Origin of the sequence: Marinomonas sp. 5E14-1 (assembly GCF_039939215.1) — a bacterium.
In the GTDB taxonomy this organism is placed as follows: Bacteria; Pseudomonadota; Gammaproteobacteria; order Pseudomonadales; family Marinomonadaceae; genus Marinomonas.
The window spans coordinates 171,111-197,141 of sequence record NZ_JBDXMW010000003.1 but is presented as its reverse complement, the minus strand read 5'-3'; the positions used below and the strand labels follow the sequence as shown (position 1 = coordinate 197,141).

Genomic DNA, 26,031 nt, shown 5'->3' with positions numbered 1-26,031 from the left:
AAGAGTGAATTTTATCTTTCTTAAAAAATTATGCTTCTTTGAGGTCGCTTTTACTCTCATATTTTAGTCAGCTAGTCTTTTTGAATCATGATATGTGAACTAAGCAAAGAGGAGATAGCATTCACCTTGCTCTATACCTATGGTGGCTTTTTTTAGCTGGCTACCTTGGCATGGGCCAGTGATACAAGCACCATCTTTTGGTGAAAATAGCGCGCCATGATGATGGCATTTTAGGTAATCACCATCCTCGTCCAAGACTTCTTCTGAAGACCAATTTAATTGTCTGTTTTGATGTGGGCAAAGATTCTCATAGGCAATAATACGACCTTGATGTTTAGTAATAAGGAAGTCGTTCTCTGCTACTTTTATATTTAACGCTCTACCTTCTGGGAGGTTATGCGCGTTAGGAATTAAATGCTTCTTAAACACGTGATGACCGTACTTTTTATAATTAGTTATATTGATCCGTTAAAGTAAATTGCCTTGATTAAAAAAGGAAAAAAGTTTCGTTCCTTTTTAATTTTATTACGGATTCTCATTGGTAAAGTTCAGGAAAATGTCAGATGTATAAATTTTCCGTGACGGAAGACTCTAAAGCGCTAAGAAGAATGAGTCAATATGCAAGAATTGAGTTAGTTCTATTTTGTAGATTGCTTGCCTGCTTTAAGCTCCTTATACTTACAGCCTATGAGCAAAAAAACTCCTGTAAAATCTCCGCGAAAGTCTTCTCGTAAGCCTTCCAAATCTAAAAAAAAGACCTCAAAACCTTCGTTACTAAGGAGGATGATTCGTTTCTGTTTCAAATGGGGCATGATTGTCGCCTTAATTGCGAGTATTCCATTTGCCATTTGGGTATGGTGGTTAAATGATCAAGTCGTGAGTCGTTTCGAAGGGCAAAAATGGCAAGTCCCTTCTGAGGTTTACAGTGCACCAGTTATTCTTAAAAGTGGTGCGCCTTGGAAGAAACAGGATCTCGAGAACTTGCTAGAAGAAACAGGATATCGTTTTGGGCGCAACAGCCAAAAAGTCGGTTGGGCGGCTCGGAGTCAAACCAAAGTTAGTGCGCATTTACGCTCCTATATTGATCATCTTGGTTTTCATGAAAGTCAACGTCGTATCTTCTCTTTTGATAATGGTCGTTTGGTCATTCAAGCACTGAATGGTGATCAAATAGAAGAAGCACGGATAGAGCCTCAACGAATAGGCTTTTTATATGGCGGTAACACAGAAAGCCGTCAGATATTGAAATACGATGAAATACCAGCGCCTTTAATCGCTATTCTTATCGCTGTGGAAGACCGAGAGTTTTACCAGCACTGGGGGATTTCTTTAACAGGTATTGCCCGCGCGGTTGTTGTGAATTTAACGCACGGTTCGCGTCGTCAAGGTGGTTCTACGCTTACTCAGCAGCTGGTTAAAAATATGTATTTGAGTTCCGAGAGAACTTATACGCGTAAATTAACGGAAGTGGTGATGAGTTTGTTGCTTGAATACCACTATTCCAAAGAAGCGATTATTACGGCTTACATCAATGAAGTGTATTTGGCTCAGTTAGGCAGCAGTGCTTTGCATGGTTTTGCTGCGGCCAGCCAGCATTTTTTCGGGCGACCTGTTAATGAGTTGAATATCGATGAGTTTGCTCTCCTTGTTGGTATGGTAAAAGGCCCATCACTTTATAACCCTGAGCGCTCTCCAAATCGTGCAAAAGCGAGACGAAATACAGTGCTTGCTGTTTTGCAAGAGCAGGGGCGCTTAACCAACGCTGATTACAACAGCCTAATCAATCAACCTATCCGTTTGGCGAAGAAACAAAAGTCACGATCTGTTTACGGGGATTATTTAGATCTTGTTGCAATGCAGTTGTCCCGTGACTTTGATGAAACGACTTTGGCTACAAAGAACCTGAAGATTTACACAGGTGTCGATATTCGAGCTCAGCGTGAGGCGAGTTTGGCCATGCAGCGTCAAGTATCGAGCTTAGAAAGACGTGATCCTAAGTTAAAAGGCCTTCAAGGTGCGATGGTGGTGACGGATAGATTGTCTGGCCAAGTGAGAGCGGTTGTTGGTTCAAGTGGTGATTACTACACAGGCTTTAACCGTGCGTTGGGCGCTGTTAGGCCAATAGGCTCATTGGTGAAACCTCCTTTGTATTTAGCTGCTTTGGCAACGGGACGTTATACCTGGTGGACGCAAGTGGAAGATAAGCGATTACGTTTTCAGGTCGGTGGACAAATCTGGGAGCCAGAGAATTATGATCGTAGAACTCATGGCGTGGTTCATCTCTATGAAGCTATGGCGAAATCTTATAACTTAGCAACCGTTGCTGTCGCGCAAGATATTGGTTTTGATCGAGTAGGGGACACATTAAGGCAGTTGGGAGTGAAACGCCCATTTACTATGCATCCGGCAACCGCTCTTGGTGCTCTTGAACTTTCTCCATTCGAAGTGTCCCGTTTGTATCAGCCAATTGCTTCTCAAGGTAGAAGCAGTGAGTTAGGGATTGTTCTGGCCGTAATGGATCAAAACGATCAGTTAATGAAGCGTTTTAATCAAGATACAGAAGTGCCTTTTACTGATGCTGTTTTGGCTGTCACGTTAGACGGCATGACAAAAACGCCAAAAATTGGAACGGCGCGTGCGGCACAAGCGTTTTTCCCTAACTTAAACTTTGCGGCCAAAACAGGAACCACTAACCAGCAAAAGGACAGCTGGTATGTCGGGATCACTGGCGATTACGCTTCCACTATTTGGCTTGGCGATGATGACAATGTTCCATTAAGTATTACCGGGAGTAGTGGTGCTCAGAAAGTGTGGATCGACTTTGCCAAGAATGTGAACTCTAGGTCTTTGCCGAGCGATTTGCCAAGTGGCGCGGCGCGTTTTAATGTGTTGGATGACAAATTTGAGGTGGCGGCAGATCGTTGTGATGATAAAGCTACATTGAGTTTTATTTTAGGAACGGAACCGAAAAGCAGCAGTTCTTGCTTGTGGCCTTTTTAATATTAAGTTGATGTAGTCAAAATGATATTGATTCTTGTTTTTTTAGTTTGTTTCTTATATTAATGGGTGGAATATAAAAAAGTCTACAAAAGGGAAGCGTTAGAGTAGTTGTGGATTAGTTCAACTATGAGGGGAGGGATGACGTAATTGTTTTTATAAGTACGCTATTTTTCAGTTTTAAAAAGAGTATTTATATTTTATTAGTCGTGCTTTGGGAATGACATTTTATGTGGTTACGCAAACATCTTGTACTTTTGCTTCTATCTGCGAGTATTTTCAAAATTGAATTGGCGTTAGCCGAGATTCAAATAGCTTCCGATGTTCAGTGTACCTCGCTGACGGCGTCGGGCAACTCAGAATACCCTCCTTTCTTATGGCGTAAAGATCATTCATCTAATGAACTATTGGGCGTGAATCGACTGATCATTGATGAAATTAGCCGCCGCATTCATATTCCTATTAAATTGATGCATGTTGGGCCTTGGTCTCGTGCTCAGACTGATGTTAAGAATGGTAATGTTGATCTTATGGCTGGTGCTTTTTATACCAACGAGCGCGCCAATTATATGGATTATTTTACGCCTGTAATGCTGAATACAACGAGTGTTGTTTGGCAGCATATGGACAAGAGATTTCCCTTCAATAAAAAAGAAGATTTAGAAGGGAAATGGGGTGTGACTGTTATTAATAACAGCTTTGGTCAGGAGTTTGATAAATACGCTTTGCGTCATTTGAATATATTGACTGTGGCGAGCTTATCGCAAGCTTTAGAGATGTTGGCTGCTCACCGTGTTGATTATGTTCTTTACGAAAAAAGCCCTGCTATGGCCTATGCAAATCAAATGAAGTTGGCAAATTTACTGATTTCTGTTGAACCTTATGTTAGCAGTGAAGGTTTATATTTAACGATTTCAAAGCAGTCGCCTTGTAATCAAGGGGCGCTGAAGTACCATATTGCCAGCGCTTTACAGGAAATGAAGCAAGATGGCTTTATGGAGCAAGCATTGCTCGATGGGATACAAGAATGGGATAACCACAGCGACGTCAATACCTTTATAAACTAGATTAATTTGAGTGTTTACTTTATGAGCTTCTATTTTTGTATTGTTATCCCCGCAACTTGTGGATAACCCTATTGGTGGAAGTGTGATAACTTTCGCTAAGCTAGGTATCCTGTCCTTTTGCGTAAGATTGGTTAATTCTTCTTCTCTCTTTGTTTTTCCATATTTTATTTGGCTAACCTAGCTCATATTTTGATCTATAAATGAGGTTTTCATGTTTACGGGTATTGTACAAGGTACAGCAACAGTTCAAGCCATTCAGAGTCTTGGACGTAATAAACGCTTAGAAGTCACATTTCCTGCTGACGTCATGTTAGGGCAACAGCTGGGAGCGAGTGTTGCTATTAATGGCGTGTGTTTGACTGTTTCTGAAATCGCTCATGATGTGCTTACTTTTGATGTTATTGATACAACATTGGCCTTGACTAATATTGGTCTTTTGCAGGTTGGTGATAGCGTTAATTTTGAACGCGCTGCTAAAATGGGGGATGAAGTAGGCGGGCATGTTATGTCTGGTCATATTATGACGACGGTTAGTGTTTCTTGTATCGAAAAAGTGGAAGAGACGGTTCATATTCGTTTTACTACAGATCGTCAAAAAGAAGTGGACGCTCGACGTTATTTATTCAATAAAGGGTATGTTGGATTGAATGGCTCCAGTCTAACTATCAGTGATATTGGTGATGATTGGATTGAAGTGTCTTTGATACCAGAAACCCTACGATTGACAACCTTTGGCCATCTTTCATTGGGTAGCAGAGTGAACTTGGAAATCGACGCTCATACTCAAGCAACGGTGGATACGGTCGAGCGAGTGTTGAAAGAGAAAGGGGTCATTCTTCCTTAAGTTTTGCTATGCTTCTAGACTTTCTACAAAGCCTCAAGAATAAAGGGGCTTTTTTACATTTTCTTAAGAACTTTCTAGTCTATCAACTCCTTCGAACTCCCTGTATAATCCCGAAAATTATTTTCACTGTTTTCTTAGTCTTTTCTAAAAGTCGGTACATTTATGGGTGCGTGGCTTCTTAGAACGACATATTTAGAGTAAAAAATGTCTAACAATCTCAAGCACATACGCAACTTCTCAATTATTGCACACATTGACCATGGTAAATCCACTTTAGCAGACCGTTTTATTCAAACGTGTGAAGGCTTGAGTGAGCGTGAGATGTCTGCTCAGGTTCTTGACTCTATGGATATAGAGCGTGAACGAGGCATTACTATCAAAGCACAAAGTGTGACTTTGGATTATCACGCAAAAGACGGTCAAACTTATCAGTTAAACTTCATCGACACTCCTGGACATGTGGATTTCTCTTATGAGGTGTCTCGTTCTCTTGCTGCTTGTGAGGGCGCTTTGCTGGTGGTCGATGCAGCCCAGGGTGTTGAAGCTCAGTCTGTTGCGAACTGTTATACGGCGATCGAGCAAGGTCTTGAGGTTATGCCAGTATTGAATAAGATCGATTTACCTCAGGCCGAGCCAGAACGTGTTTGTGAAGAAATTGAAGAAATCATTGGTATCGATGCAATGGACGCGGTGACCTGTTCTGCCAAAACAGGTATGGGCGTAGATGATGTATTAGAACGATTAGTTGCTACGATCCCACCACCAGAAGGTGACGTAGATGCACCTTTACAAGCTTTGATTATCGACTCATGGTTTGATAATTACCTTGGTGTTGTGTCTCTGGTGCGAATTAAACAAGGTACTTTACGCAAGAAAGATAAGATTTTTATCAAATCCACGAAACAGATTCACCCTGTTGATATGGCTGGCATATTCACACCAAAACGTAAAGAAACGGGTATCTTGAAAGCCGGCGAAGTGGGTTATGTTGTTGCTGGTATTAAAGATATTCATGGTGCGCCAGTGGGTGACACCATTACTCACTCTTCTACGCCTGATGTAGAGCAGCTTGCTGGTTTCCAAAAGGTAAAGCCTCAGGTATATGCAGGTTTATTTCCTGTAAGTTCTGATGACTACGAAGATTTTCGTGTTGCTCTTGATAAGCTTACTTTGAATGATGCATCTCTGTTTTTTGAACCAGAAAGTTCAGATGCGTTAGGTTTTGGTTTCCGTTGTGGTTTCTTAGGTATGTTACACATGGAGATTATACAAGAGCGCCTGGAACGTGAATACGATTTAGATCTGATTACAACTGCGCCAACGGTAGTGTTTGAAGTTGAGATGAACAATGGTGATGTTATTAACGTTGATAGCCCTTCAAAAATGCCAGATCCCGGCAGTATCAGAGAAATGCGTGAGCCAATTGTTGAAGCTAATATTCTGGTTCCGCAAGAATACCTTGGTAATGTGATTACCTTGTGTGTAGAAAAACGCGGATTGCAAAAAGACATGCAGTACGTAGGTCAGCAAGTTCAATTGCGCTATGAATTGCCAATGAATGAAGTGGTTATGGACTTCTTCGATAAGCTTAAATCTTGTAGCCGCGGTTTTGCGTCTTTGGATTACAGCTTTAGTCACTTTAGTCCAGCGCCTTTATGTCGTTTGGATATTCTTATCAATGGTGAGCGTGTTGATGCGCTTGCTCTTATTATGCATAAAGATAACGTGCAATATAAAGGGCGTGCTTTATGTGAAAAAATGAAAGACTTAATTCCTCGTCAAATGTTTGATGTAGCTATACAAGGTGCAGTGGGTGCTAAAATTATTTCACGTACTACAGTAAAGGCTTTACGTAAAAACGTTATCGCTAAGTGTTACGGCGGTGATGTGAGTCGTAAGAAGAAGCTTTTGCAGAAGCAGAAAGAAGGTAAAAAGCGAATGAAGCAGGTGGGTAATGTGGAAGTGCCTCAATCCGCTTTCTTGGCTGCTTTGCAAATTGATAACTAGATATTAATAGTGACGCCGGCACAAGTTTGTTTTGTCCCGTGATGGAGAGATGTAATGGGTTTTGATTTCGAACTAATTTTAGTCATTGCTTTTTTGGTGACTGGTGCGGTTTGGGTTTACGATAGAATTGTTTATTTGCCGAAGCGTAAATTGGCATTAGCGGAAATGACACAGGAAGTTCGTAATGCGATTAGTAAAGACGTTAAACAAACACTGGCTCAGACGCCTAAGCTTGTAACAGAAGTTAAATCCTACTTTGTTATTATTGCTGTTATTTTTGGTCTGCGTTCTTTCGTGGTGGAGCCTTTTCAGATTCCATCTGGCTCTATGCTGCCGACATTGAAAATAGGTGACTTCATTCTTGTGAATAAATTCGAATACGGTGTCAGGTTACCTGTACTGAATTCTACAATCCTTCCTACTAATGAGCCTGAGCGTGGAGATGTTGTGGTTTTTAAATACCCACAAGACCCAAGCTTGAATTATATTAAACGATTAGTTGGTTTACCTGGTGATAAAGTCGCTTACCGAAATAAAGAATTAACAGTAAACGGCGAAAAGATCAGTAAGACTCTATTGGCCAAATTATCTGTTTCTTTGAACTCAAGCGGAGAGCCGGTTGAAGTGTTTGATGAAACCCTGAGTGATGCGCAACATAAGATATACAATAGTTATCGCTTTACGCCTCATGAAGGTGAATGGGTTGTGCCTGAAGGTCATTACTTTGTGATGGGTGATAACAGAGACAATAGTGCTGACAGTCGATTTTGGGGATTTGTACCAGAAGAAAATATGAAAGGCCGTGCTTTTTATGTGTGGCTGCATTGGGATGACTTTTTCAGTATTCCAAGCTTTAAAAACAATGGTTTGATTGAATAAGTATTTTTTGGAGAAATTTTGAGCTCACTGTATCAGAAGTTGAGTCGCCGCATAGGTTACTTTTTTGCGGATCTTGGATTGCTAGAATTAGCACTTACACACCGTAGCTTTGGTGGGAAGAATAATGAACGCCTCGAGTTCTTAGGTGACTCTATTCTTAATTACGTTATTGCAGAAGACCTTTTTCATCGCTTCCCAAAAGCGAAAGAAGGGGAGCTTAGCCGCTTACGTGCCTCTCTGGTAAAAGGAGATACACTGGCTGAGTTAGCGCGAGAGTTTCAATTGGGTGACTTTTTGAAGCTGGGAGCAGGTGAATTAAAAAGCGGTGGTTTCAGACGGGATTCGATTCTTGCTGATGCAGTGGAAGGCATCATAGGTGCTATTTATCTGGACGCGGGAATGGACGTTTGTCGTCAACATATTTTGGATTGGTATAAAGAGCGTCTAGATGCAACGTCATTAAAGGTTGTCACCAAAGATGCAAAAACCCGTCTTCAAGAGTATTTACAGGCACGTAAATATGGTTTGCCTCAGTATGAGGTGGTGAAGATTGATGGAGAGCCTCATGACCAAACATTTTATGTTAATTGTCAGATTGAAGCCTACGAGGGCGTTATCGAAGGTAAAGGTAATAGCCGAAGAATTGCAGAGCAAAATGCTGCAGCCAAAGCCTTAAAAAAACTGGAAAAGAAAGATGTCTGAGGTTGAAGTTGAGATTACCCATTGTGGGTACATTGCCATTGTTGGGCGTCCTAATGTTGGTAAGTCTACTTTATTGAACCATATTTTAGGTCAAAAGTTATCTATTACTTCGCGTAAGCCGCAGACAACACGAGATCAAATTTTAGGTGTAAAAACAGAAGGGCATGTTCAAGCCATCTACGTAGATACACCTGGATTACACCTAGGCGAAAGCAAAACCATCAACCGCATTATGAACAAAACCGCTGCGGCCGCATTAAAAGATGTAGATGTGGTGTTGTTTGTAATTGATGCAGACCGCTGGACTGAAGAAGATGAATCTGTTCTCCAGAAGGTAAAAAATGCTCGATGCCCTGTGGTCTTGGTGGTAAATAAAGTCGATCAACTGGATCAGAAAGAAGACTTATTACCTCGTTTGGCAAATTTATCAGACCGCATGAACTTTGCTCAAATTGTACCGATTTCAGCGTTGCGTAATGATAACCTCGACAGACTAGAACGATTGGTGGAAGGCTACATACCAGAAGGTACTCAGTTTTACCCAGAAGATCAGATTACTAATCGAAGCTCTCGCTTTTTGGCTGCGGAAATCGTGCGTGAAAAAATCACTCGTCAACTTGGGCAAGAAGTGCCTTACGAAGTAGCCGTTCAAATTGAAGAGTTTACTTACGAAGAGTCAGCGATACATATCAGTGCTTTGATTCTTGTTGAGCGTAATGGCCAAAAACGCATTATTATTGGTGAGCGTGGCGAGAAAATTAAATTGATTGGCAAAGAGGCGCGCATTGATATGGAGAACTTGTTTCAGCATAAAGTCATGCTGAACCTTTGGATCAAGGTGAGAGCTGGTTGGTCTGATGATACTCGTGCATTAGCAAGCTTAGGTTATCAGGAAGAGTAATTGCGATGCGCGCTGCTGCGTATGTGATTCATACTCGCCCATTCCAAGACAGCAAGATTTTGTTGGATGTGCTTACTTATGAACAAGGGTTAGTTCGAGGAGTATGGCGTTTACCAAAAAAAGAGGCTCGGGTGATTCCTGGGTCTTTTTTGTGTTACGAAATGGATTATGTTGGCCGCAGTGACCTGAAAACCATCAAAAGCTTAGAAGCGGTTAAATCGGCGTTTTCTCTTGAGGGTTTACCTTTGTATGCGGCGTTTTATGCTCATGAATTATTGGTAAAGCTTTTACCGCTTAATTTGCCGTTGCCAGATGTGTTTACGCTTTATCGTTGGCTGATTGAGAGTTTGCACACAGGAGCGCCCATTGCGCCTTTGCTACGGCGTTTTGAGGTCGGACTGTTTTCAGATCTTGGCATGGCCATTGATATGTCTTCTACTGGAAGAGGGGAAGCGGTAGAGGCTGGGCAAATGTACCAGTTTAATTATAAGCTTGGCCTGCGACCCTATTATGGCGATATACCTAAGCAAACTCCTGTGTTGTTTGTCGAAGGACAGGTCGCATTGAATTATCATTCAGGTCAGTGGACAGACAAACAAGTGTTAAGTCTTGCGAAAGAGTTGCATCGCAACTGGCTTGATGGCCTGTTAAATGGGAAACCTATCACATCTAGGCGTTTATTGCCTCAACAGCCTTTTCAAGGTGAACGTCATTTAGGCGTGCCCATCTTTCGGTCCCTATGAGCACTTTTGACCTTTAAAGGAGAGTCAGTTTGATTATTGGTATTGGAACAGACTTGGTTGATATTGCTCGAATTGCTCAATCTGTTGAGCGTTTGGGAGAGCGTTTTATTGACCGTATTTTAACGGAAGAGGAAAAGCAGCGTTGGTCTGGTATTCATCATGTAGACCAAGCGAATGCCTTTGTTGCCAAACGCTTCGCAGCAAAAGAGGCGGCAGTAAAAGCGTTAGGTACAGGTATAGGCTCAGGCGTTAGTTTTCAACATTTTTCTATCAATAATTTGCCTTCAGGTCAGCCGGTTTTGATGGTTGATGACAGTATACTTGCCCGCTTCGATTTCCCTGTTACTTGGCATTTGAGTTTGACGGATGAGAAAGCCTACGCTCAAGCGTTTGTGATATTAGAGTCTAAAGGCTGAGGCCAAGCAATGAGTTTGCGATGGCTGACCAGTTCTTCTATCGCTTCCATGAAATCTTCCACAACGCCCTCTATTTCTTCGAGCCCTAATTCCTTTAAGTGTGTTTCTAAAAAGCCTGCATGGCGCGCTAAGTTAATCGTTCCTGTGTATTTTGATGCGCCATGTATTCGGTGGATCACTTCAATCAGTTTGCCGGTGTCTTGATTTTCTAGATGATGCTTGATGAGCTTTTTCTCAGCCTCCAATGAGTTGGCCAGCATGTCGAACATTTCTTTTGCGATGTCTGCTCTGCCATCCACAATATTAAGGGCTTTCTCTAGGGAGAAGATGTTTTGCATTTTTTCATCGACTTGATCTTGGAATGAGTCTGTATTTGTATGCCATGTTTCAATGGTGTTGAGTAAGACTTCTTCGTCAACTGGCTTGGTCAAATAGGCATTCATACCACTAGCAAGGATTTGCTGTTGTTCTGATTCTAAAGCGTGAGCGGTTAAAGCGATGATCGGTGTGTCTTTATAGCTTTCTAAAAGGCGTAATTGTTGAGTAGTTTCCATACCATCCATTTCCGGCATTTGAATGTCCATGAAAATAATGTCGTATTTATCTTGTGTTGCCATTTCGATAGCTTGATGGCCACTGTAAGCAATTGATACTTCCAATCCTTTTGGAGTGAGCCAATGCTTTAGTAATTGAAGGTTAATTGGACTGTCGTCCACAGCCAAAATCTTTATGCCTTCCAGTTTCTCCATTTGCACTTCTGGAGCAGGTGCTTCTATGAGGACTGTGTGATCCACATTTTGCAGTACAGTATACAGTCTGCTTTGGCTGACAGGTTTGAGTAAAATGTCTTTGCAGACGTTTTTTAGGTCTGTGTAATGAGAAATTTGGCCTGGCGGTTGAATCATCAATATGCAAGGAATGCCATATTGTTGAGAAGAATAAAGGATTAATTCTTTTGCCTCTGCAATGCTTTGGGCGTCTGATGTGACACTTAATAAAATGGCGTCTGTTTGATCGTGCTGTTTGTTGATGAGAGTAATGACTTGTTCTAGATCTGAGCAAGAAGAGCAGCCTACACCAATATCTTGGAGGTATTTGTTGATATAGCCACGATAAGTTGTGCTAGGTTCTAATAAGATGACATGGCGGTTCAGCGGTTCATAAGTGATTGTGGCTTTGGGTGATACCTTTAAGCACAAGGTAAAGCGGAATGTAGAGCCTATTCTTGGGTCGCTACTGACTTCGATTCTTCCATTCATCTGCTCTACAAGTTTTTTCGTAATGACCAATCCCAAACCTGTGCCACCAAATTGTCGAGTGGTGCTAGTATCTATCTGAGAAAATGGCTTGAATAAGCGGTTTATTTTTTGCTCAGGTATACCTATTCCGGTATCAATGACTTGAAAGGACAGCATCATGTTTTCTTCGTGCTCAGACAGAAGAGATACTTTTGTGCGAATGGATCCTTGATGGGTAAACTTGATGGCGTTACCAATGAGGTTTGTCAGAATCTGTCGGACTCTTATTCTATCGCCGATAAACCATTCAGGTATGTTTTCACCGAACTCAGGTACAAGATCAATGTGTTTTTCTTTGGAAAGCACATTGATGCTAAGTGTTTGATATATCTCGTCAATTAAGGATTTAAGGTTGAAATGATTGCTTTCTAAACTCAGCTTGCCAGCTTCAATTTTTGAGAAGTCTAAAATATCCCCAATAATAGCGAGCAGACTGTTAGTAGATTGTTGGATTGTATCCACATACAGCTTTTGTTGAGGTTCTCTTATTTCTTTCTGTAATGTCTTTGTGTAGCCCAAAATAGCGTTTAGAGGGGTGCGTACTTCATGGCTGATATTTGCAAGAAACTGTGATTTTAAACGGTTGGATTCGGTGGCTTCACGGTTAGCAATATGAAGTTGAGCGCTTTTTTCTTCCATGCTGTCCATGCTGCGGCGGATGTCTTCTGTTGCTTGATCTATGCCTGTAATTAGTTCTTCTGTGTGGTTTTCTAAACGTTCTGTTAAATCTAATAAGTCTTTTTGAAGGTCACTGTATTCAGCAGGAAGTTTTATTAGTTTCACAGTAGAAAACTGCCCTTTGACTAATCGGTTTAAGGCACTAGAAAGCTTATTGATTGGTTGAGATAGTTTTCTTGAAATTCGAAAAGCGCCTACAGCCATCAGAATGTTGTAGGCGATTAGGATAAAGATAATGATGCTTGCGTATTGGTATTTCTTGATTTGGGCAACGGATTTGCTTGCTTCAATTCTCACCCAGCCGATTAAGTTTCGCTGATTTTGAGGCTCAAAAAGAGTCGCTTGGGAAGGTAAGGTGCTATCCAGTGTATTATTGGAGTAGTAAATCTGTCTTATGGATTCTAGATATTCACCGTATTCGGTTATGCGATCAGCTTCGGCTGAAAACGCACTGTCTTGTAAAGTGGGTGATTTACCTAATTCAGCGATGATGTGTTGTTCACTGTCAAATATTTGAATACTGCTAATATCTTCATGACTCAAAGCGTTTTGTAGGGTTCTATGAATCATTCTTTCATCGGAAAAAACGATAGCATATTCACTGGTGGTGGCAACCTGCTCTGTTATGTGTTCTGTGCGTTCATATAAGTTTTGATCTAAGTCACTAAAGCGTGAGGAGAGTAGGAAGAAACAGGCAAGTAGAGAGACAACAAACGCAGGAGTGAACAGTGCCCAAAATAGTTTGTTACTTACACTTAGTTGAGCTGATAATTTCATAATATCAAGAATCTGTGTGATGAATTAATCATAGGTGTTTTGTATGAAGACTAACCGCACCAAGATAGAGAAAACCGTGATATTCATGTTTTTTATCTTAAATACGAATTAAACACTAAGTTTATAACGCTTTCTTATTGTACTGTTTGGCATAAGTGTTTTTAAATAGGTAGCATGTGTTAAGTGTCATTCCCTATGTCATCAATGTCAATGAAGTTTTTTTATGATCGAATATCCTACTATTGAGTCCTTAATCGGACAGACTCCTTTGGTTCGTTTGCAGCGTATTAACCCGAACTCGAGCAATACTATTCTTTTAAAGTTGGAAGGGCAAAACCCAGCAGGTTCAGTAAAAGATCGACCTGCTTTAAATATGATTTATCAGGCTGAATTACGAGGCGATATTAAGCCAGGAGACAGTTTGATTGAAGCTACAAGCGGAAACACAGGGATTGCTCTGGCAATGGTGGCTGCGATTAAAGGTTATAAAATGCATTTGATTATGCCTGATAATATGAGTCAGGAGCGCAAGTCTGCGATGTCGGCTTATGGTGCGGTTTTACATTTGGTTAGCAAAGAAGAAGGCATGGAACGAGCGAGAGACCTTGCTCAAGAGATGCAAGACCAAGGCGTTGGTATTGTGTTGAATCAGTTTGCGAACCAAGATAATCCCAGCGCTCACTACCTTACAACAGGTCCTGAAATTTGGCAGCAAACACAAGGTACAGTGACACACTTTGTTAGTTCTATGGGAACTACTGGCACCATCATGGGAGTTTCGAAGTACCTTAAAGAACAAAATAAAGACATTCAAATTGTTGGTTTGCAACCACAAGATGGCGCCAGTATTCCTGGTATTCGTCGTTGGAATAAGGATTATTTGCCGGCTATTTTTGACGAAACCCGGGTTGATACTGTTATGGATGTTGCTCAAAGTGATGCGGAAATAACTATGCGCCGCTTAGCAACAGAGGAAGGGGTTTTCTGTGGTGTGTCTTCTGGTGGCTCTGTCGCTATGGCGTTGGCGTTATCAGAGAAAGTGAATAATGCGGTTATTGTTGCGATTATATGCGATCGAGGTGATCGATATTTATCAACAGGTGTTTTCGAATCAAAGAGTTAACTTGCTTTGCCCTCACTCTGCAGGAATGAATTGAGGGCAACTGTAAGCATGTTGATCTACAGACAGATGCGATAGAATGTCCCGCAATAAATCGTAACCTCTGAAAAAGAGAGTCTCCTTTGAGAAGAAGAACACATTCACGCCGCCAACCAAAAGCCCAGCCAATAGGGCCACTCCAAACCTTTCATATTGATGGTTTAACCCATGAAGCCAAAGGTGTTGCTCGTTTGAATGGTAAGGTCGTTTTTATTGATGGCGCTTTACCAGGTGAAGCGGTGAGTGCTCAAATCACAAAAACTGGTCGACACTTCGACGAAGCTAAATTATCTGAAGTAATTGAGCCTAGCCAATACAGAATAGACCCTTCTTGTCAGCATTTTTTTGAATGTGGTGGATGCAGTTTTCAACATTTATCTTGGCAAGAGCAAGTTTCTGCTAAGTCGACTTGGCTTAAAGGCCAGTTGCGTAATGTTATGTCTGATGAAGATATGCATATTTTGGTGGATAAAGGAGAGGGCTATAGACGTCGCGCCAGGATCGCCATCGATTATAAAAGTGGTGGGTTAGGGTTCCGCGCTAAAGCCTCAAAAGAAATTATCGCTATTGAACAATGTGTCGTCCTCACAGAGCCTTTACAGGCTGTATTTTCTTCATTGACAGCGACTTTGCCTAATAATGAGTTGGTAAAATCACTAGGTCATATAGAGTTATTAGAAGACTCAAAAGGTGTGTCGGTATTGTTTCGACTCACGATTGCAATTGCTGACTCGCTAACCGCTCAATGGCAAACCTGGGCAAAATCTGAAGATATTGTTTTATATTGGCAAGCACCAAAAGAGACCAAAGCGTGTGTTGAATTAGAAGACATGCGTTATTACGATTTAGATAGCATGCGCTTTAATTATCATCCTCAGGACTTTATTCAAGTGAATACGATGATGAACCAGAAAATGGTAGCGCAGGCGATAGAATGGCTTAATCTTACTCAAGAAGATGTGATTTTAGATCTGTTTTGTGGTGTGGGGAATTTTTCTTTGCCTTTAGCGAAACGAGCTAAATCCGTGATTGGTGTTGAGGTACAAGAGGCTATGGTACAAGCGGCGCAAAATAATGCTGAGCTTAATGGCTTGGATAATGTGTCATTTGTGGCAGCGGATTTAACTCAACCGATCGCTAAAAAGTTTATTAAAGATAAGGTGACAAAAATTTTATTGGACCCGCCTCGTGCTGGTGCCTTTGAATTTTTAGATACGATAATAAAAATTAAACCTATGCAAATATTGTATGTTTCTTGCAATGCTTCCACTTTAGCGAGAGATGCAGAATACTTAGTTACGAAGGGATATCGTGTATTGCGTGTTAGTTTAATGGATATGTTTCCTCAGACCTCGCACGTTGAGACGATGATGTTACTGCAAAGAAAGAAGTAATTCGAGGGGCGGATACATGGTTACGGTAAGAAAAGATCACCCTGTTTTAGATGATGGTAATGTAGATATTGATGCTTGGATGGGGCACTTTTCCCATTTAATTGACGACAGTACACGAGTGCCGTTACGCATGGCTTGTGAGTTAGCTCGTCAAGCTGAGTCACAAGCCTCTCGACCTTCATATTGGGGGCCACAGGCAAGCACTTTTCGCGCGGGGCTTGAGATGGTTGAAATCCTCTCTGGTTTTCGTGCTGATCAAGACTCCTTAGTCGCTGCCGCTTTATATCGTGCCGTTCGAGAAGACCAGCTTCCTTTGACTCGAGTTACAGAAATGTTTGGTCGTAAGGTGGCTTCTCTTGTTGAAGGCGTTATACGCATGGGGGAAGTGTCTAAAAACCTTACTGCAGATACCGCTGCAGAAGTCCTCGGTAGTAGTGAAAACCAATTAGAATCTTTACGTAAAATGCTTGTGTCGATTATTGATGATGTGCGTGTTGTGCTCATCAAATTGGCAGAGCGTGCCTGTGCAATCAAAGAGGCAAAGCATCAAGATGAAGAACGCCGAGTTGCCGTTGCTTTAGAAGTTCAGAGTGTTTATGCACCTTTGGCTCATCGTTTGGGAATTGGTCATATTAAATGGGAGCTTGAAGACCTTTCTTTTCGTTACCTGTACCCTTCTGATTACAAACGCATTGCCTCTTGGCTAGATGAGAAACGCTTAGACCGTCAGCAATACATAGATGACGTGATTAATATGTTAGATGAGCGTTTAAAAGGCATTAATATCCATGCGGACCTAATGGGGAGAGCAAAGCATATTTACAGTATTTGGCGCAAAATGAAGCGTAAGAATATTGGCTTCGATGAAGTTTATGATGTGCGGGCTGTGCGTATTTTGGTCGATGAACCAATGCAATGTTATGGGGTTTTAGGGGTCGTTCATAACTTATGGCGTCCTATTCCACAAGAATTTGACGACTACATTAGTAATCCAAAGACTAATGGTTACCAGTCGTTACACACTGCTGTTGTTGGTCCTCAAGGTCGAGCGTTAGAAATTCAAATTCGTACCCACAAAATGCATGAAGACGCCGAACTTGGTGTGTGTGCTCATTGGAAATATAAAGGGACGGATTTAAGCTCCAATAGCAGCAGCTATGAAGAGAAGCTGCAGTGGCTAAGAACCATCTTGGACTTCCATGAAGTTCAGAACGATTTAGAGTCTTTATCTGAGCAGGTTCGCAGCGACATTGAGCAAGATCGTATCTATGTATTTACTCCAGATGGCCATGTGGTTGACTTGCCTGTTAATTCGACGCCAGTGGATTTTGCATATCGAGTTCATACTGAGATTGGTCATCGTTGTCGTGGCGCCAAGGTGAACGGCAAAATCATTACCTTAGTTACCCATCTTAAAACAGGCGACAAGGTTGAAATTTTAACCACTAAAGAAGGTGGGCCAAGTCGAGATTGGTTACATCCAACTTTAGGTTATGTTCAAACAAGCCGTGCCAGAGCCAATATTCAAAACTGGTTTAGAAAAGAAGACAGAGAGAAAAATCTAGAAGCAGGTAAGTTGTTGCTAGACAAGCAACTGAAACGACTTGGAATAGACGACAGTCGCATTGATTTCCAAAAAATTGCTTCTCGTTTTAGCTTCTCAAGTGCTAGCGATGTGTTTGTTTCTTTGGGGGCTGGTGATATTCAATTGGCTCGCGTGCTTAGAGCAATTGATGAACTCTATGGCATTGATGGTGATGTTGCGCCAGTTCGCCCGATTCGATTGAAGAAAAGCCTTCATAAATCTTCAGATAATGATATACACATTCTAGGTGTCGGTAAGTTACTGACTCACATGGCAAAATGTTGTACACCAATACCTGGTGACGATGTGATCGGATACATTACCCAAGGGCGAGGCGCTTCTGTGCATCGTCAAGACTGTATCAATATCGTTCAGCTTGGTTTGGATGAGCCAGAACGTATTGTTAATGTGAGTTGGGGCGAAGAACTAGGTAACCAGTACCCTGTTAATATTCAGGTGGAAGCTTATGATAGAACGGGTTTGTTGAATGACATCACAAGCTTATTGGCGAATGAGAAAGTTAACTTGCTTTCGATGAATACACTATCAACAAAAGAGAGCCATACAGCCCAAATTCGATTCACTATCGAAGTAAGTGAGCTGAGTGCTTTAAGCCGCTTGTTGCACCGTATTAATCAATTACCTAACGTATTGGATGTGTTTAGGGAGAGGGATTTTTGAGCGACGCACTTGCACGACTTCAGCATTTGATGGTTTGTCTTAGAGATCCTGAATTTGGTTGTGATTGGGATAAAAAGCAGAACTACAAAAGTCTGGCACCTTATACATTAGAAGAAGCGTATGAGGTGTTAGACGCTATAGAAAGAGAAGACTTTGACCACCTCAAAGAAGAATTAGGTGACCTATTATTTCAAGTAATTTTTTATGGGCAAATAGGTAATGAGGAGGGACGATTTACCTTCGATGATATTGCGGATGGGATTACTCAAAAAATGGTAAGACGTCACCCTCATATTTTTCCTGATGGTGATATGTCGCGCTTTGGTGAAAAAACAACATTAACAGAGCACGAAATTGCACAGCAATGGCAACAAATTAAAGTTCGAGAAAAGCAGCAATCACCAAACAAAGACGTTCCAAATTCAATATTAGATGATATTCCGGCTTCCATGCCAGCCTTAATGCAAGCGGTAAAAATACAGAAGAAAGTGGCTGGCTTTGGTTTTGATTGGCCCAATATAACGCCTGTTTTTGAGAAAATTCGCGAAGAATTGGATGAGTTAGAAGAGGCCATCCGAGAAAATGATAAATCACATACGGAAGAAGAAATGGGTGATGTGTTGTTTGCTGTCAGTAACTTAGCACGACACCTTAATGTTTCACCCGATGTAGCATTAAATAAAACGAATGTTAAATTCCGCCGCCGTTTTAGCAGAATAGAAGACATTGTGTCCGCACAGAATAAAAATTTAACGGAATTTTCTTTAGAAGAATTAGACCGTTATTGGGAGCAAGCGAAAAGAGAAGGTTTATAGACTTGCTTATCGTACTATGTACAGGAAATACTTTAATTACAGGCACTATCAGTACTGTTTAGGAGGGTGAAGTGAGTGATCGACAAGCGTCATTACGTGAGAATGTTAGGTTGCTAGGAGATTGTCTTGGCGAGAGCATGAGCAATCACCTGGGTGATGACTTTCTGAAAAAAGTAGAAAACATTCGAATGCTGTCTAAAGATGGCCGTCAATCAGGTGACTCCGCAGCCCTAATTGGAGCGTTAGAAGCATTAGATGATGAAGAAATTGTGCCTGTTGCTAGGGCGTTTAACCAATTCTTAAACTTATCCAATATTGCTGAACAATACCATCGTGTTCACCGCCGTAGAACCAATGAAAGTTTAGGAGTTTATCAGAACCCAATAGGCGACCTGCTCAAACGACTTTCTGATAAAAACTTCACACCAGAGCAAATGCTCGAATCGTTAAAATCTCAATCCATTGAATTGGTTTTAACGGCACACCCTACTGAAGTTGTGCGCCGTTCCTTGATCCGTAAATACGATAATATTTCAAGCGAATTGGAAGCATTAGACAAAGATAATATCTTACCTTTAGAAGAAACGAAGCATATTCGACGCCTTAAAGAAATCATTACTCAAGCTTGGCACACAGATGAAATCCGTGAAGAACGACCAACTCCAGTAGATGAAGCGAAATGGGGTTTTGCCGTTATTGAGCAGTCTTTGTGGCAAGCGGTGCCACGCTTCTTTAGGCAGCTTGACGAACAATTTAGTGCGGTCTCAAAAAACAATTTACCCCTTGATTTAGCGCCTATTCATTTTGCTACTTGGATGGGGGGCGACAGAGACGGTAACCCAAATGTGACCCATAAAGTGACGAGAGAAGTGGCTTTGTTGGCGCGTTGGATGGCTGCGGATCTTTACATTAAAGACTTAGCGGTATTGCGTGCTGAATTTTCCATGACTCAGTGCAGCGATGCATTGCGTGCACGAGTGGGCGACAGTACTCAGCCATATCGTGAAGTGATTCGCTATCTAGAAAACAAGATGATAGCAACCAAAAACTGGGCGAAAGCGTGTTTAGATGGGCAGCCTGTTACTGATGACGATGTTTTCCTTGATATTCAGGAAGTGGTTGATGATTTGACTCTATGTTATCAGTCTCTTTTAGATTGTGGCATGAAGGTGATTGCTAACGGCTCATTGTTAGATTTGATTCGTTGCGCAGCGACTTTTGGCGCTACTTTGGTTCGACTTGATGTTCGTCAAGACGCTGGACGACATATTGACGCTTTATCTGCGATCACTCGTTTTTATGGGCTTGGCGACTATGCTGAATGGGATGAAGCATCACGCCAAGCTTTTCTGTTAACAGAGTTAAATTCTAAGCGCCCATTGTTGCCGATGGATTGGGCTACGACAGATGAGGTGAAAGAGGTTCTTGATACTTTCAAGATGATTGCCCAAGGTCAGCAAAATTCCTTTGGTTCCTATGTTATTTCTATGGCGAGTTCACCGTCTGATGTGTTGGCCGTTGCGCTAATGCTGAAAGAGTCGGGTGTGACTTTCCCGATGCGGATTGTGCCTTTGTTTGAGACTTTGGCGGATTTAGACAATGCAGAGCCAACTATTGAGCAGCTGTTCTCGATCCCTTGGTACAAGTCTTATATTAACGGTCATCAAGAAGTTATGATTGGCTATTCAGACTCAGCAAAAGATGCAGGCCAGATTGCGGCGACGTGGGGACAGTACAGAGCACAAGAAGCGTTGACTAAGCTTTGCAAAAAGCATGATGTCCATTTGACCTTGTTCCATGGTCGCGGTGGTACCGTTGGTCGTGGCGGTGGCCCAGCACATGTGGCGATTCTGTCCCAACCTCCAGGTTCTGTTAATGGTGCGATTCGCGTGACTGAACAAGGTGAAATGATTCGTTTCAAATTCGGTATTCCTGATATCGCTGTACGTTCTTTAGAGCTGTATTGCTCTGCAGTAATGGAAGCGTCTTTGATTCCAGCTGAGCCACCAAAAGATGAGTGGCGTGCGATTATGGATGAAATGGCGGAAGTGGGGATGAACCAATATCGTTCTATTATTCGCGGCCATGAAGATTTTGTTCCATATTTCAGAGCAACAACACCAGAACAAGAATTGGCTAAGCTTCCTTTAGGTTCACGCCCTGCTCGTCGTCGTTCCGATGGCGGTGTGGAGAGTCTACGTGCGATTCCTTGGATTTTCGCATGGATGCAGATTCGATTGATGCTACCTGCTTGGTTGGGGGCTGAAAGCGCTATTCAACAAGTGGTTGAATCTGGCAACTTAGAGAAACTGCGTGAGATGCATCAGAAATGGCCTTTCTTTGGTGCGTATTTGGACATGTTAGATATGGTTCTAGCGAAAGCTGAGCCTGAAATAGCTGAGTACTATGAGAAGCGTTTGGTGAATGAAGAGTTACAAGGTTTAGGTCGTTTATTGCGAGGCAAACTGAAGCAGGTTAGTGAGCTTGTGAAAATGCTGAAGAAGCAAGAAAGACTGATCGAAGATAACAAAACCATTCGTCAATCTATTGATGTACGAAACCCTTACATTGATCCGCTGCATTATTTGCAAGCAGAGCTTTTGTATCGCAGCCGCAAAGATGACAACAACGCTGAGGTAAACAAGGCTCTAATGATTACTATGGCAGGTATTGCCAGTGGAATGCAAAACACGGGTTAAAGGTTATATTTGTTCGAGAAACACTCAATATGAGTAATAAAACAATAAAAAACGACGCGTAAATTTGCATATTGAAGGGCTGCTTGGGTATGCTTGTCGGCCATTCAATTTTTAGTATGCAATTATTGGCTTGAGCACGTCACTTTGACGCTTTTTTAGCTTTAAAGTGACGAATCAATCATAGTTGCAAATCAGTTTATGCTGTCTTTGGAGACTTTTTATGCGAGTAATATTATTAGGTGCGCCAGGCGCTGGTAAAGGTACTCAAGCTCAATTCATTACAGAAGAGTTTGGTATTCCGCAAATCTCTACAGGAGATATGTTGCGTGCAGCGGTAAAAGCAGGAAGCGAAATGGGCTTGAAAGCCAAAGCAGTTATGGATGCAGGTCAACTTGTTTCCGATGATATTATTATTGGTTTGGTAAAAGAGCGCTTGACTCAAGATGACTGTGCAAAAGGTGCCTTATTTGATGGCTTTCCTCGCACAATTCCGCAAGCCGATGCGTTGAAAGAAGCAGGCGTAAGTATCGATTACGTTGTTGAGATTGATGTTGCAGATGAAGAAATTGTAAAACGTATGAGTGGTCGTCGAGTTCATGAAGCATCTGGACGTACTTATCATGTCATCTACAATCCACCTAAAGTAGAAGGCAAAGATGATGTAACAGGAGATGAACTTGTTCAACGTGTTGATGACACTGAAGAAACGGTTCGTAAGCGCCTAGGTGTTTATCATGACCAAACGGCACCATTGATTGGTTACTATCAAGACTGGCTAAAAGCAGACAGTGCAACAGCACCTAAATTTGTGAAAGTAAACGGTGTGGGTGATTTAAATGAGATCAAACAAAGTTTGCTAACCTCTTTAAAGGCTTAACCATTCAATGACGGCGATTTTAGCATTAGATACGTCAACGCCAGCTTGTTCTGTGGCGTTGAATATTGATGGTGTTGTGTTAGAAGATTTTCGCATGGCACCTCGCCTTCATAATGATTTGATCTTACCTATGGTGGATCAGATTCTTTCCCAAGCTGGAATGTCTTTGTCTGATCTGGATGGCATTGCTTTTGGTCGTGGTCCAGGATCATTCACTGGACTTCGAATAAGTGCCGGAGTGGTGCAAGGGCTCGCTTTTGGTGCGGATTTACCTGCCATACCTGTCTCTACCCTTGCGGCTTTATCGTTAGAAGCTTTCCAGAAAACAGGTCAAAACCATTGGCTTGCTGCTCTGGATGCTCGAATGGGTGAAATTTATTTAGGTGGTTATTTCGTTAATAAAACGGATGGGCAGTATCAATTAGAAACTCGAGTTAACGAACAGGTAGTAAAGCCTGATTTGTTGTCAGAGTTTGAAATGGAATTTAATGGTGTGGGGTCTGGTTGGTGTTATGAGGAGACTTTAAGTAAGCGATTGCCTAAAGCTCCAGAGCATATACTGACAGACTTTTCGCCTCGTGCAGCTTGTATTGCTGAACTTGGGATGATGGCCTTCCAAAACGGTGAAACAGTGTCTTCTTATGACGCTATTCCAACCTACCTAAGGGATGAAATCACTTGGGAAAAGCAGGCGCCTCGTATCGGGAAACGATAGCTTTATGTTGTGGTATCAAATTGTCTTTTTATCATTAATTCAGGGTCTTACTGAGTTTTTGCCTATCTCAAGTTCTGCTCATTTGATTCTTCCAGCCCAGTTACTGAACTGGCAAGACCAAGGTCTGGCTTTTGATGTGGCTGTGCATGTTGGAACTCTTATTGCGATTGTTGCGTACTTTCGGAAAGACCTAGTGCAAATTACGATTGCATGGTGTTTGTCTATTAAGAGCGGGACATCTACATTGGATAGTCGTTTGGCTTGGTGGGTTGTTCTTGCAACAATACCTGCTTGTTTGGCTGGATTGATATTCGGTGATTTTATTAGTCAGCATTTACGCTCAGTTGAAGTCATTGGTTATACCACGATTGGATTTGGTGCTCTTCTATGGCTTTCTGACAGTTATGGCTCAAGTAATAAAGTAGAGCATGACTTTTGCCTTAAGAGTGTAATATACATAGGTTTGGCTCAAGCATTGGCTCTGATTCCAGGTACGTCTCGTTCCGGTATCACTATGACAGCCGCTCGCTTTCTTGGCTTTAGTCGAGAATGCTCGGCACGTTTTTCTTTTCTATTATCGATACCTTTGATTCTCGCGGCCGGAAGTATGAAGTTGCTTGAGTTATTGTCGTTGGGGGCGGAAGTTGAATGGGTGAGTATTAGCTCTGGTGTGATTTTGTCTGCGATCAGTGCTTACTTGTGTATTTATCTTTTCTTAAAATGGCTTAACAAAGTTGGCTTTTTTCCATTTTTTATATATCGACTAATATTAGGTTCGATGCTTCTGGCCTTAGTGTATTTTTGAAATAACGCAAAAGTAGATTTTAGATGCTTGAAAGGGTTAGGTTAGATGCTCAGATTTAAAAGAAAAGCCTCTACACACTAGAGGCTTTTCTTTTATCAATATATTTTATATTGCATCGTATAAATAAGTTTCTTATTCATTTTTTATTTTTGATTTTTGATTACCTTGGAGAGAAGTGCTTTTGTTGGATTCCATTGCGGTAGCGACAACCGATGCTTGTTTAGAAGCAGACGTCAAATTATTGGCTAAAAGACTAAAGCTGCCTTTTTACTCTCTTAAAGAGCATATTAAATCTGTCTCTAACTATGAATATTTATTGTTGAAAACCGAAGAAGGTATCTCTATTGCGAAAACGGGCAAAGGGGCACCTAAACCAGTACTTGTCGATTTTACCTCCGGTGCTGTTGATCATAGAAGACGGTTCGGTGGAGGAAAAGGACAAGATATAGCAAAAGCAGTGGGTTTGAATAAAGCTTCCAACTTGTCTGTATTGGACGCCACGGCAGGCTTGGGAAGAGATGCTTTTGTGTTGGCTTGTCTAGGCTGCACTGTTTCATTGTGTGAACGAGTGGGCTTTGTCCGAGCTATGCTGCAAGATGGCTTATACCGCGGCTCTTTTCATCATCAAGTGGCTGAGATAATAGAGAGAATGGTATTACTAGATACGGATATTCGAGGCATTGAAAATCAGTCATTTGATGTTGTTTATCTTGATCCTATGTATCCGCACATGGAAAAATCTTCGGCGGCAGCCAAAAAAGAAATGGCTTTTTTTCGTGATTTGGTTGGTCAAGATACGGATGCAGACGAGCTTTTACCCTTCGCGATGCAGCTAGCAGAATACAGAGTAGTGGTTAAACGCCCTAAAGGTGCTCCATTTTTAAATAATACTGAACCAACATATCTACTTGAAGGTAAATCTGGACGCTTTGACGTATATGCATTGAAGTCTTTGGGTTTATTGCCTTAGGCTATAAAGGTTTATATAGCCTAAAAGCACTTTAGTCTTAGTAAAAATATACTGTTAATAATGGGGTGGTCTTTCGCCTTCATGAATACTTTGTTGTTGGCGATAAGATTCTAATTGTTTTCCCATCATAATGAGTTTTTCTTTCATTAAAATTATATCTTTTTGTTGTGTAATTAATGCCTGGTTTAAACTGTCAATTGTGTCTTCTTGGAATTGAATTTTAAATTCTAATTCGTCTATTCTTTGGTTGATTTGTGAGGTGTTCATGGCTACCTTCTGTGTGTTAACCTTAGTTTCCTAAATTCGTATTTTATAAGCTGTTCTGCGCTTGCTGTTTGCTCTAATTGAGACCATTTTAGTAGAGAGATGGCGTGAAAATTGCTCGTATTAAAGTGAATAAAGATTTTACTACTATCTTCTTTAGCTTCACATGCAATTTCAGGAAGAGTTTAGTAAATATGTTTATTTTTACATTTTTGTACTAATACGGAGCCTCTAAAGGGCTCCTTTCACAATAATATTTAATTTGATAAGAGATATACTGTTATGAATGATCATTATGATAATGTTTCGCATGGTAAAGGTTCTTCTGCTAATTCCGGTTTTTTTTCGTTGCGCGCATTTGTCGTTAGTCTCGTTATTGCTTTGATTGTCCCATTGCTTATTGCTGGGGTTTTGAAAGAAGAAATGGGAACCAACTTTCTAGTCTACTTTGGTTTTGTTTTAGTGTCTGTTTATGTCGGTGCTATGGTAAGCCAAGTTCGCATTGCTGGTGGTGATTCTGAGTCTGAAGAAGACGAAGATGATGATCGTGAACAAGGAACGGTTAAGTGGTTTAACTCTTCTAAAGGTTTTGGCTTTTTAACAATGGAAAATGGTGATGATGTTTTTGTTCATTACCGTGCTATTCGTGGCCGTGGTCGCCGCTTTCTTGTTGAAGGTCAGCTGGTTCGCTTTTATGTCACAGAAGGTGAAAAAGGTAAACAAGCAGAAAACGTTTCTATTATCCGCGGTTAATGAAT

General features: G+C 41.4%; 22 protein-coding genes. 19 read left to right on the top strand and 3 right to left on the bottom strand.

What is annotated here, in order from left to right; all coding sequences use genetic code 11:
* Window positions 1-99: 99 nt before the first annotated feature.
* Window positions 100-429, bottom strand: a complete 330-nt coding sequence (locus ABFY09_RS03910) for a Rieske 2Fe-2S domain-containing protein (protein ID WP_347982986.1) — start codon at window positions 427-429, stop codon at window positions 100-102.
* 354 nt (window positions 430-783) lie between these two features.
* Between ABFY09_RS03910 and ABFY09_RS03905 the strand changes: the two genes are divergently transcribed.
* The 9 genes from ABFY09_RS03905 to acpS all read left to right on the top strand — a co-directional run bounded on the left by ABFY09_RS03905 (window position 784) and on the right by acpS (window position 10,556).
* Window positions 784-3,000 (top strand): transglycosylase domain-containing protein, encoded by a 2,217-nt coding sequence (locus ABFY09_RS03905; protein ID WP_347982985.1) that lies wholly within the window; start codon window positions 784-786, stop codon window positions 2,998-3,000.
* Between the two features lie 227 nt (window positions 3,001-3,227).
* A complete protein-coding gene (locus ABFY09_RS03900; protein WP_347982984.1) occupies window positions 3,228-4,064 on the top strand; it encodes a transporter substrate-binding domain-containing protein in 837 nt (278 codons plus the stop codon).
* Window positions 4,065-4,275: 211 nt separating this feature from the next.
* Window positions 4,276-4,908 carry a riboflavin synthase subunit alpha gene (locus ABFY09_RS03895; RefSeq protein WP_347982983.1) on the top strand — a complete coding sequence of 211 codons (633 nt, stop codon included), beginning with the start codon at window positions 4,276-4,278 and terminating at the stop codon, window positions 4,906-4,908.
* 204 nt (window positions 4,909-5,112) lie between these two features.
* Window positions 5,113-6,915, top strand: coding sequence for a translation elongation factor 4 (lepA, locus tag ABFY09_RS03890; protein WP_347982982.1), 1,803 nt, complete (start codon window positions 5,113-5,115; stop codon window positions 6,913-6,915).
* 54 nt (window positions 6,916-6,969) lie between these two features.
* Window positions 6,970-7,794, top strand: a complete 825-nt coding sequence (gene lepB / locus ABFY09_RS03885; RefSeq protein ID WP_347982981.1) for a signal peptidase I — start codon at window positions 6,970-6,972, stop codon at window positions 7,792-7,794.
* An 18-nt stretch (window positions 7,795-7,812) separates the two neighbouring features.
* Window positions 7,813-8,496, top strand: coding sequence for a ribonuclease III (gene rnc / locus ABFY09_RS03880; protein ID WP_347982980.1), 684 nt, complete (start codon window positions 7,813-7,815; stop codon window positions 8,494-8,496).
* Window positions 8,489-9,397: a GTPase Era gene (gene era / locus ABFY09_RS03875; protein ID WP_347982979.1), complete on the top strand. Its 909-nt coding sequence runs from the start codon at window positions 8,489-8,491 to the stop codon at window positions 9,395-9,397. The genes rnc and era overlap by 8 nt, the downstream gene beginning before the upstream one ends.
* 5 nt (window positions 9,398-9,402) lie before the next feature.
* Window positions 9,403-10,140, top strand: a complete 738-nt coding sequence (locus ABFY09_RS03870) for a DNA repair protein RecO C-terminal domain-containing protein (RefSeq protein WP_347982978.1) — start codon at window positions 9,403-9,405, stop codon at window positions 10,138-10,140.
* A 29-nt stretch (window positions 10,141-10,169) separates the two neighbouring features.
* Window positions 10,170-10,556 carry a holo-ACP synthase gene (acpS, locus tag ABFY09_RS03865; protein ID WP_347982977.1) on the top strand — a complete coding sequence of 129 codons (387 nt, stop codon included), beginning with the start codon at window positions 10,170-10,172 and terminating at the stop codon, window positions 10,554-10,556.
* Here the strand turns inward: acpS and ABFY09_RS03860 are convergent.
* Window positions 10,523-13,309, bottom strand: a complete 2,787-nt coding sequence (locus ABFY09_RS03860; RefSeq protein WP_347982976.1) for a response regulator — start codon at window positions 13,307-13,309, stop codon at window positions 10,523-10,525. The two genes, acpS and ABFY09_RS03860, sit on opposite strands and share 34 nt — an antisense overlap.
* 223 nt (window positions 13,310-13,532) lie before the next feature.
* On the opposite strand from ABFY09_RS03860, the gene cysM reads away from it, so the two are divergent.
* From cysM to ABFY09_RS03815, 9 genes are all read left to right on the top strand, one after another.
* Entirely contained in the window at window positions 13,533-14,432 is a 900-nt protein-coding gene (cysM, locus tag ABFY09_RS03855; protein ID WP_347982975.1) for a cysteine synthase CysM, read from the top strand.
* A 119-nt stretch (window positions 14,433-14,551) separates the two neighbouring features.
* The gene (rlmD, locus tag ABFY09_RS03850; RefSeq protein WP_347982974.1) at window positions 14,552-15,862 is read left to right on the top strand and encodes a 23S rRNA (uracil(1939)-C(5))-methyltransferase RlmD; all 1,311 of its coding nucleotides are present in this window, start codon (window positions 14,552-14,554) and stop codon (window positions 15,860-15,862) included.
* A 16-nt stretch (window positions 15,863-15,878) separates the two neighbouring features.
* Entirely contained in the window at window positions 15,879-18,128 is a 2,250-nt protein-coding gene (relA, locus tag ABFY09_RS03845) for a GTP diphosphokinase (protein ID WP_347982973.1), read from the top strand.
* Window positions 18,125-18,943: a nucleoside triphosphate pyrophosphohydrolase gene (gene mazG, locus ABFY09_RS03840; RefSeq protein WP_347982972.1), complete on the top strand. Its 819-nt coding sequence runs from the start codon at window positions 18,125-18,127 to the stop codon at window positions 18,941-18,943. The genes relA and mazG overlap by 4 nt, the downstream gene beginning before the upstream one ends.
* A gap of 71 nt (window positions 18,944-19,014) precedes the next feature.
* The gene (ppc, locus tag ABFY09_RS03835; protein WP_347982971.1) at window positions 19,015-21,642 is read left to right on the top strand and encodes a phosphoenolpyruvate carboxylase; all 2,628 of its coding nucleotides are present in this window, start codon (window positions 19,015-19,017) and stop codon (window positions 21,640-21,642) included.
* A gap of 220 nt (window positions 21,643-21,862) precedes the next feature.
* Complete coding sequence (adk, locus tag ABFY09_RS03830; protein WP_347982970.1) at window positions 21,863-22,519, top strand: adenylate kinase; 657 nt, start codon at window positions 21,863-21,865, stop codon at window positions 22,517-22,519.
* A gap of 7 nt (window positions 22,520-22,526) precedes the next feature.
* Window positions 22,527-23,234, top strand: coding sequence for a tRNA (adenosine(37)-N6)-threonylcarbamoyltransferase complex dimerization subunit type 1 TsaB (gene tsaB / locus ABFY09_RS03825; RefSeq protein WP_347982969.1), 708 nt, complete (start codon window positions 22,527-22,529; stop codon window positions 23,232-23,234).
* A gap of 4 nt (window positions 23,235-23,238) precedes the next feature.
* Window positions 23,239-24,039, top strand: a complete 801-nt coding sequence (locus tag ABFY09_RS03820; protein ID WP_347982968.1) for an undecaprenyl-diphosphate phosphatase — start codon at window positions 23,239-23,241, stop codon at window positions 24,037-24,039.
* 175 nt (window positions 24,040-24,214) lie between these two features.
* Complete coding sequence (locus tag ABFY09_RS03815; protein WP_347982967.1) at window positions 24,215-25,009, top strand: class I SAM-dependent methyltransferase; 795 nt, start codon at window positions 24,215-24,217, stop codon at window positions 25,007-25,009.
* Window positions 25,010-25,063: 54 nt separating this feature from the next.
* Here the strand turns inward: ABFY09_RS03815 and ABFY09_RS03810 are convergent, their stop codons facing one another.
* On the bottom strand, window positions 25,064-25,276 hold the full coding sequence (locus ABFY09_RS03810; RefSeq protein WP_317003289.1) for a SlyX family protein: 213 nt from the start codon (window positions 25,274-25,276) through the stop codon (window positions 25,064-25,066).
* A gap of 279 nt (window positions 25,277-25,555) precedes the next feature.
* Between ABFY09_RS03810 and ABFY09_RS03805 the strand changes: the two genes are divergently transcribed.
* The gene (locus ABFY09_RS03805) at window positions 25,556-26,026 is read left to right on the top strand and encodes a cold shock domain-containing protein (RefSeq protein WP_347982966.1); all 471 of its coding nucleotides are present in this window, start codon (window positions 25,556-25,558) and stop codon (window positions 26,024-26,026) included.
* Window positions 26,027-26,031: the final 5 nt, after the last annotated feature.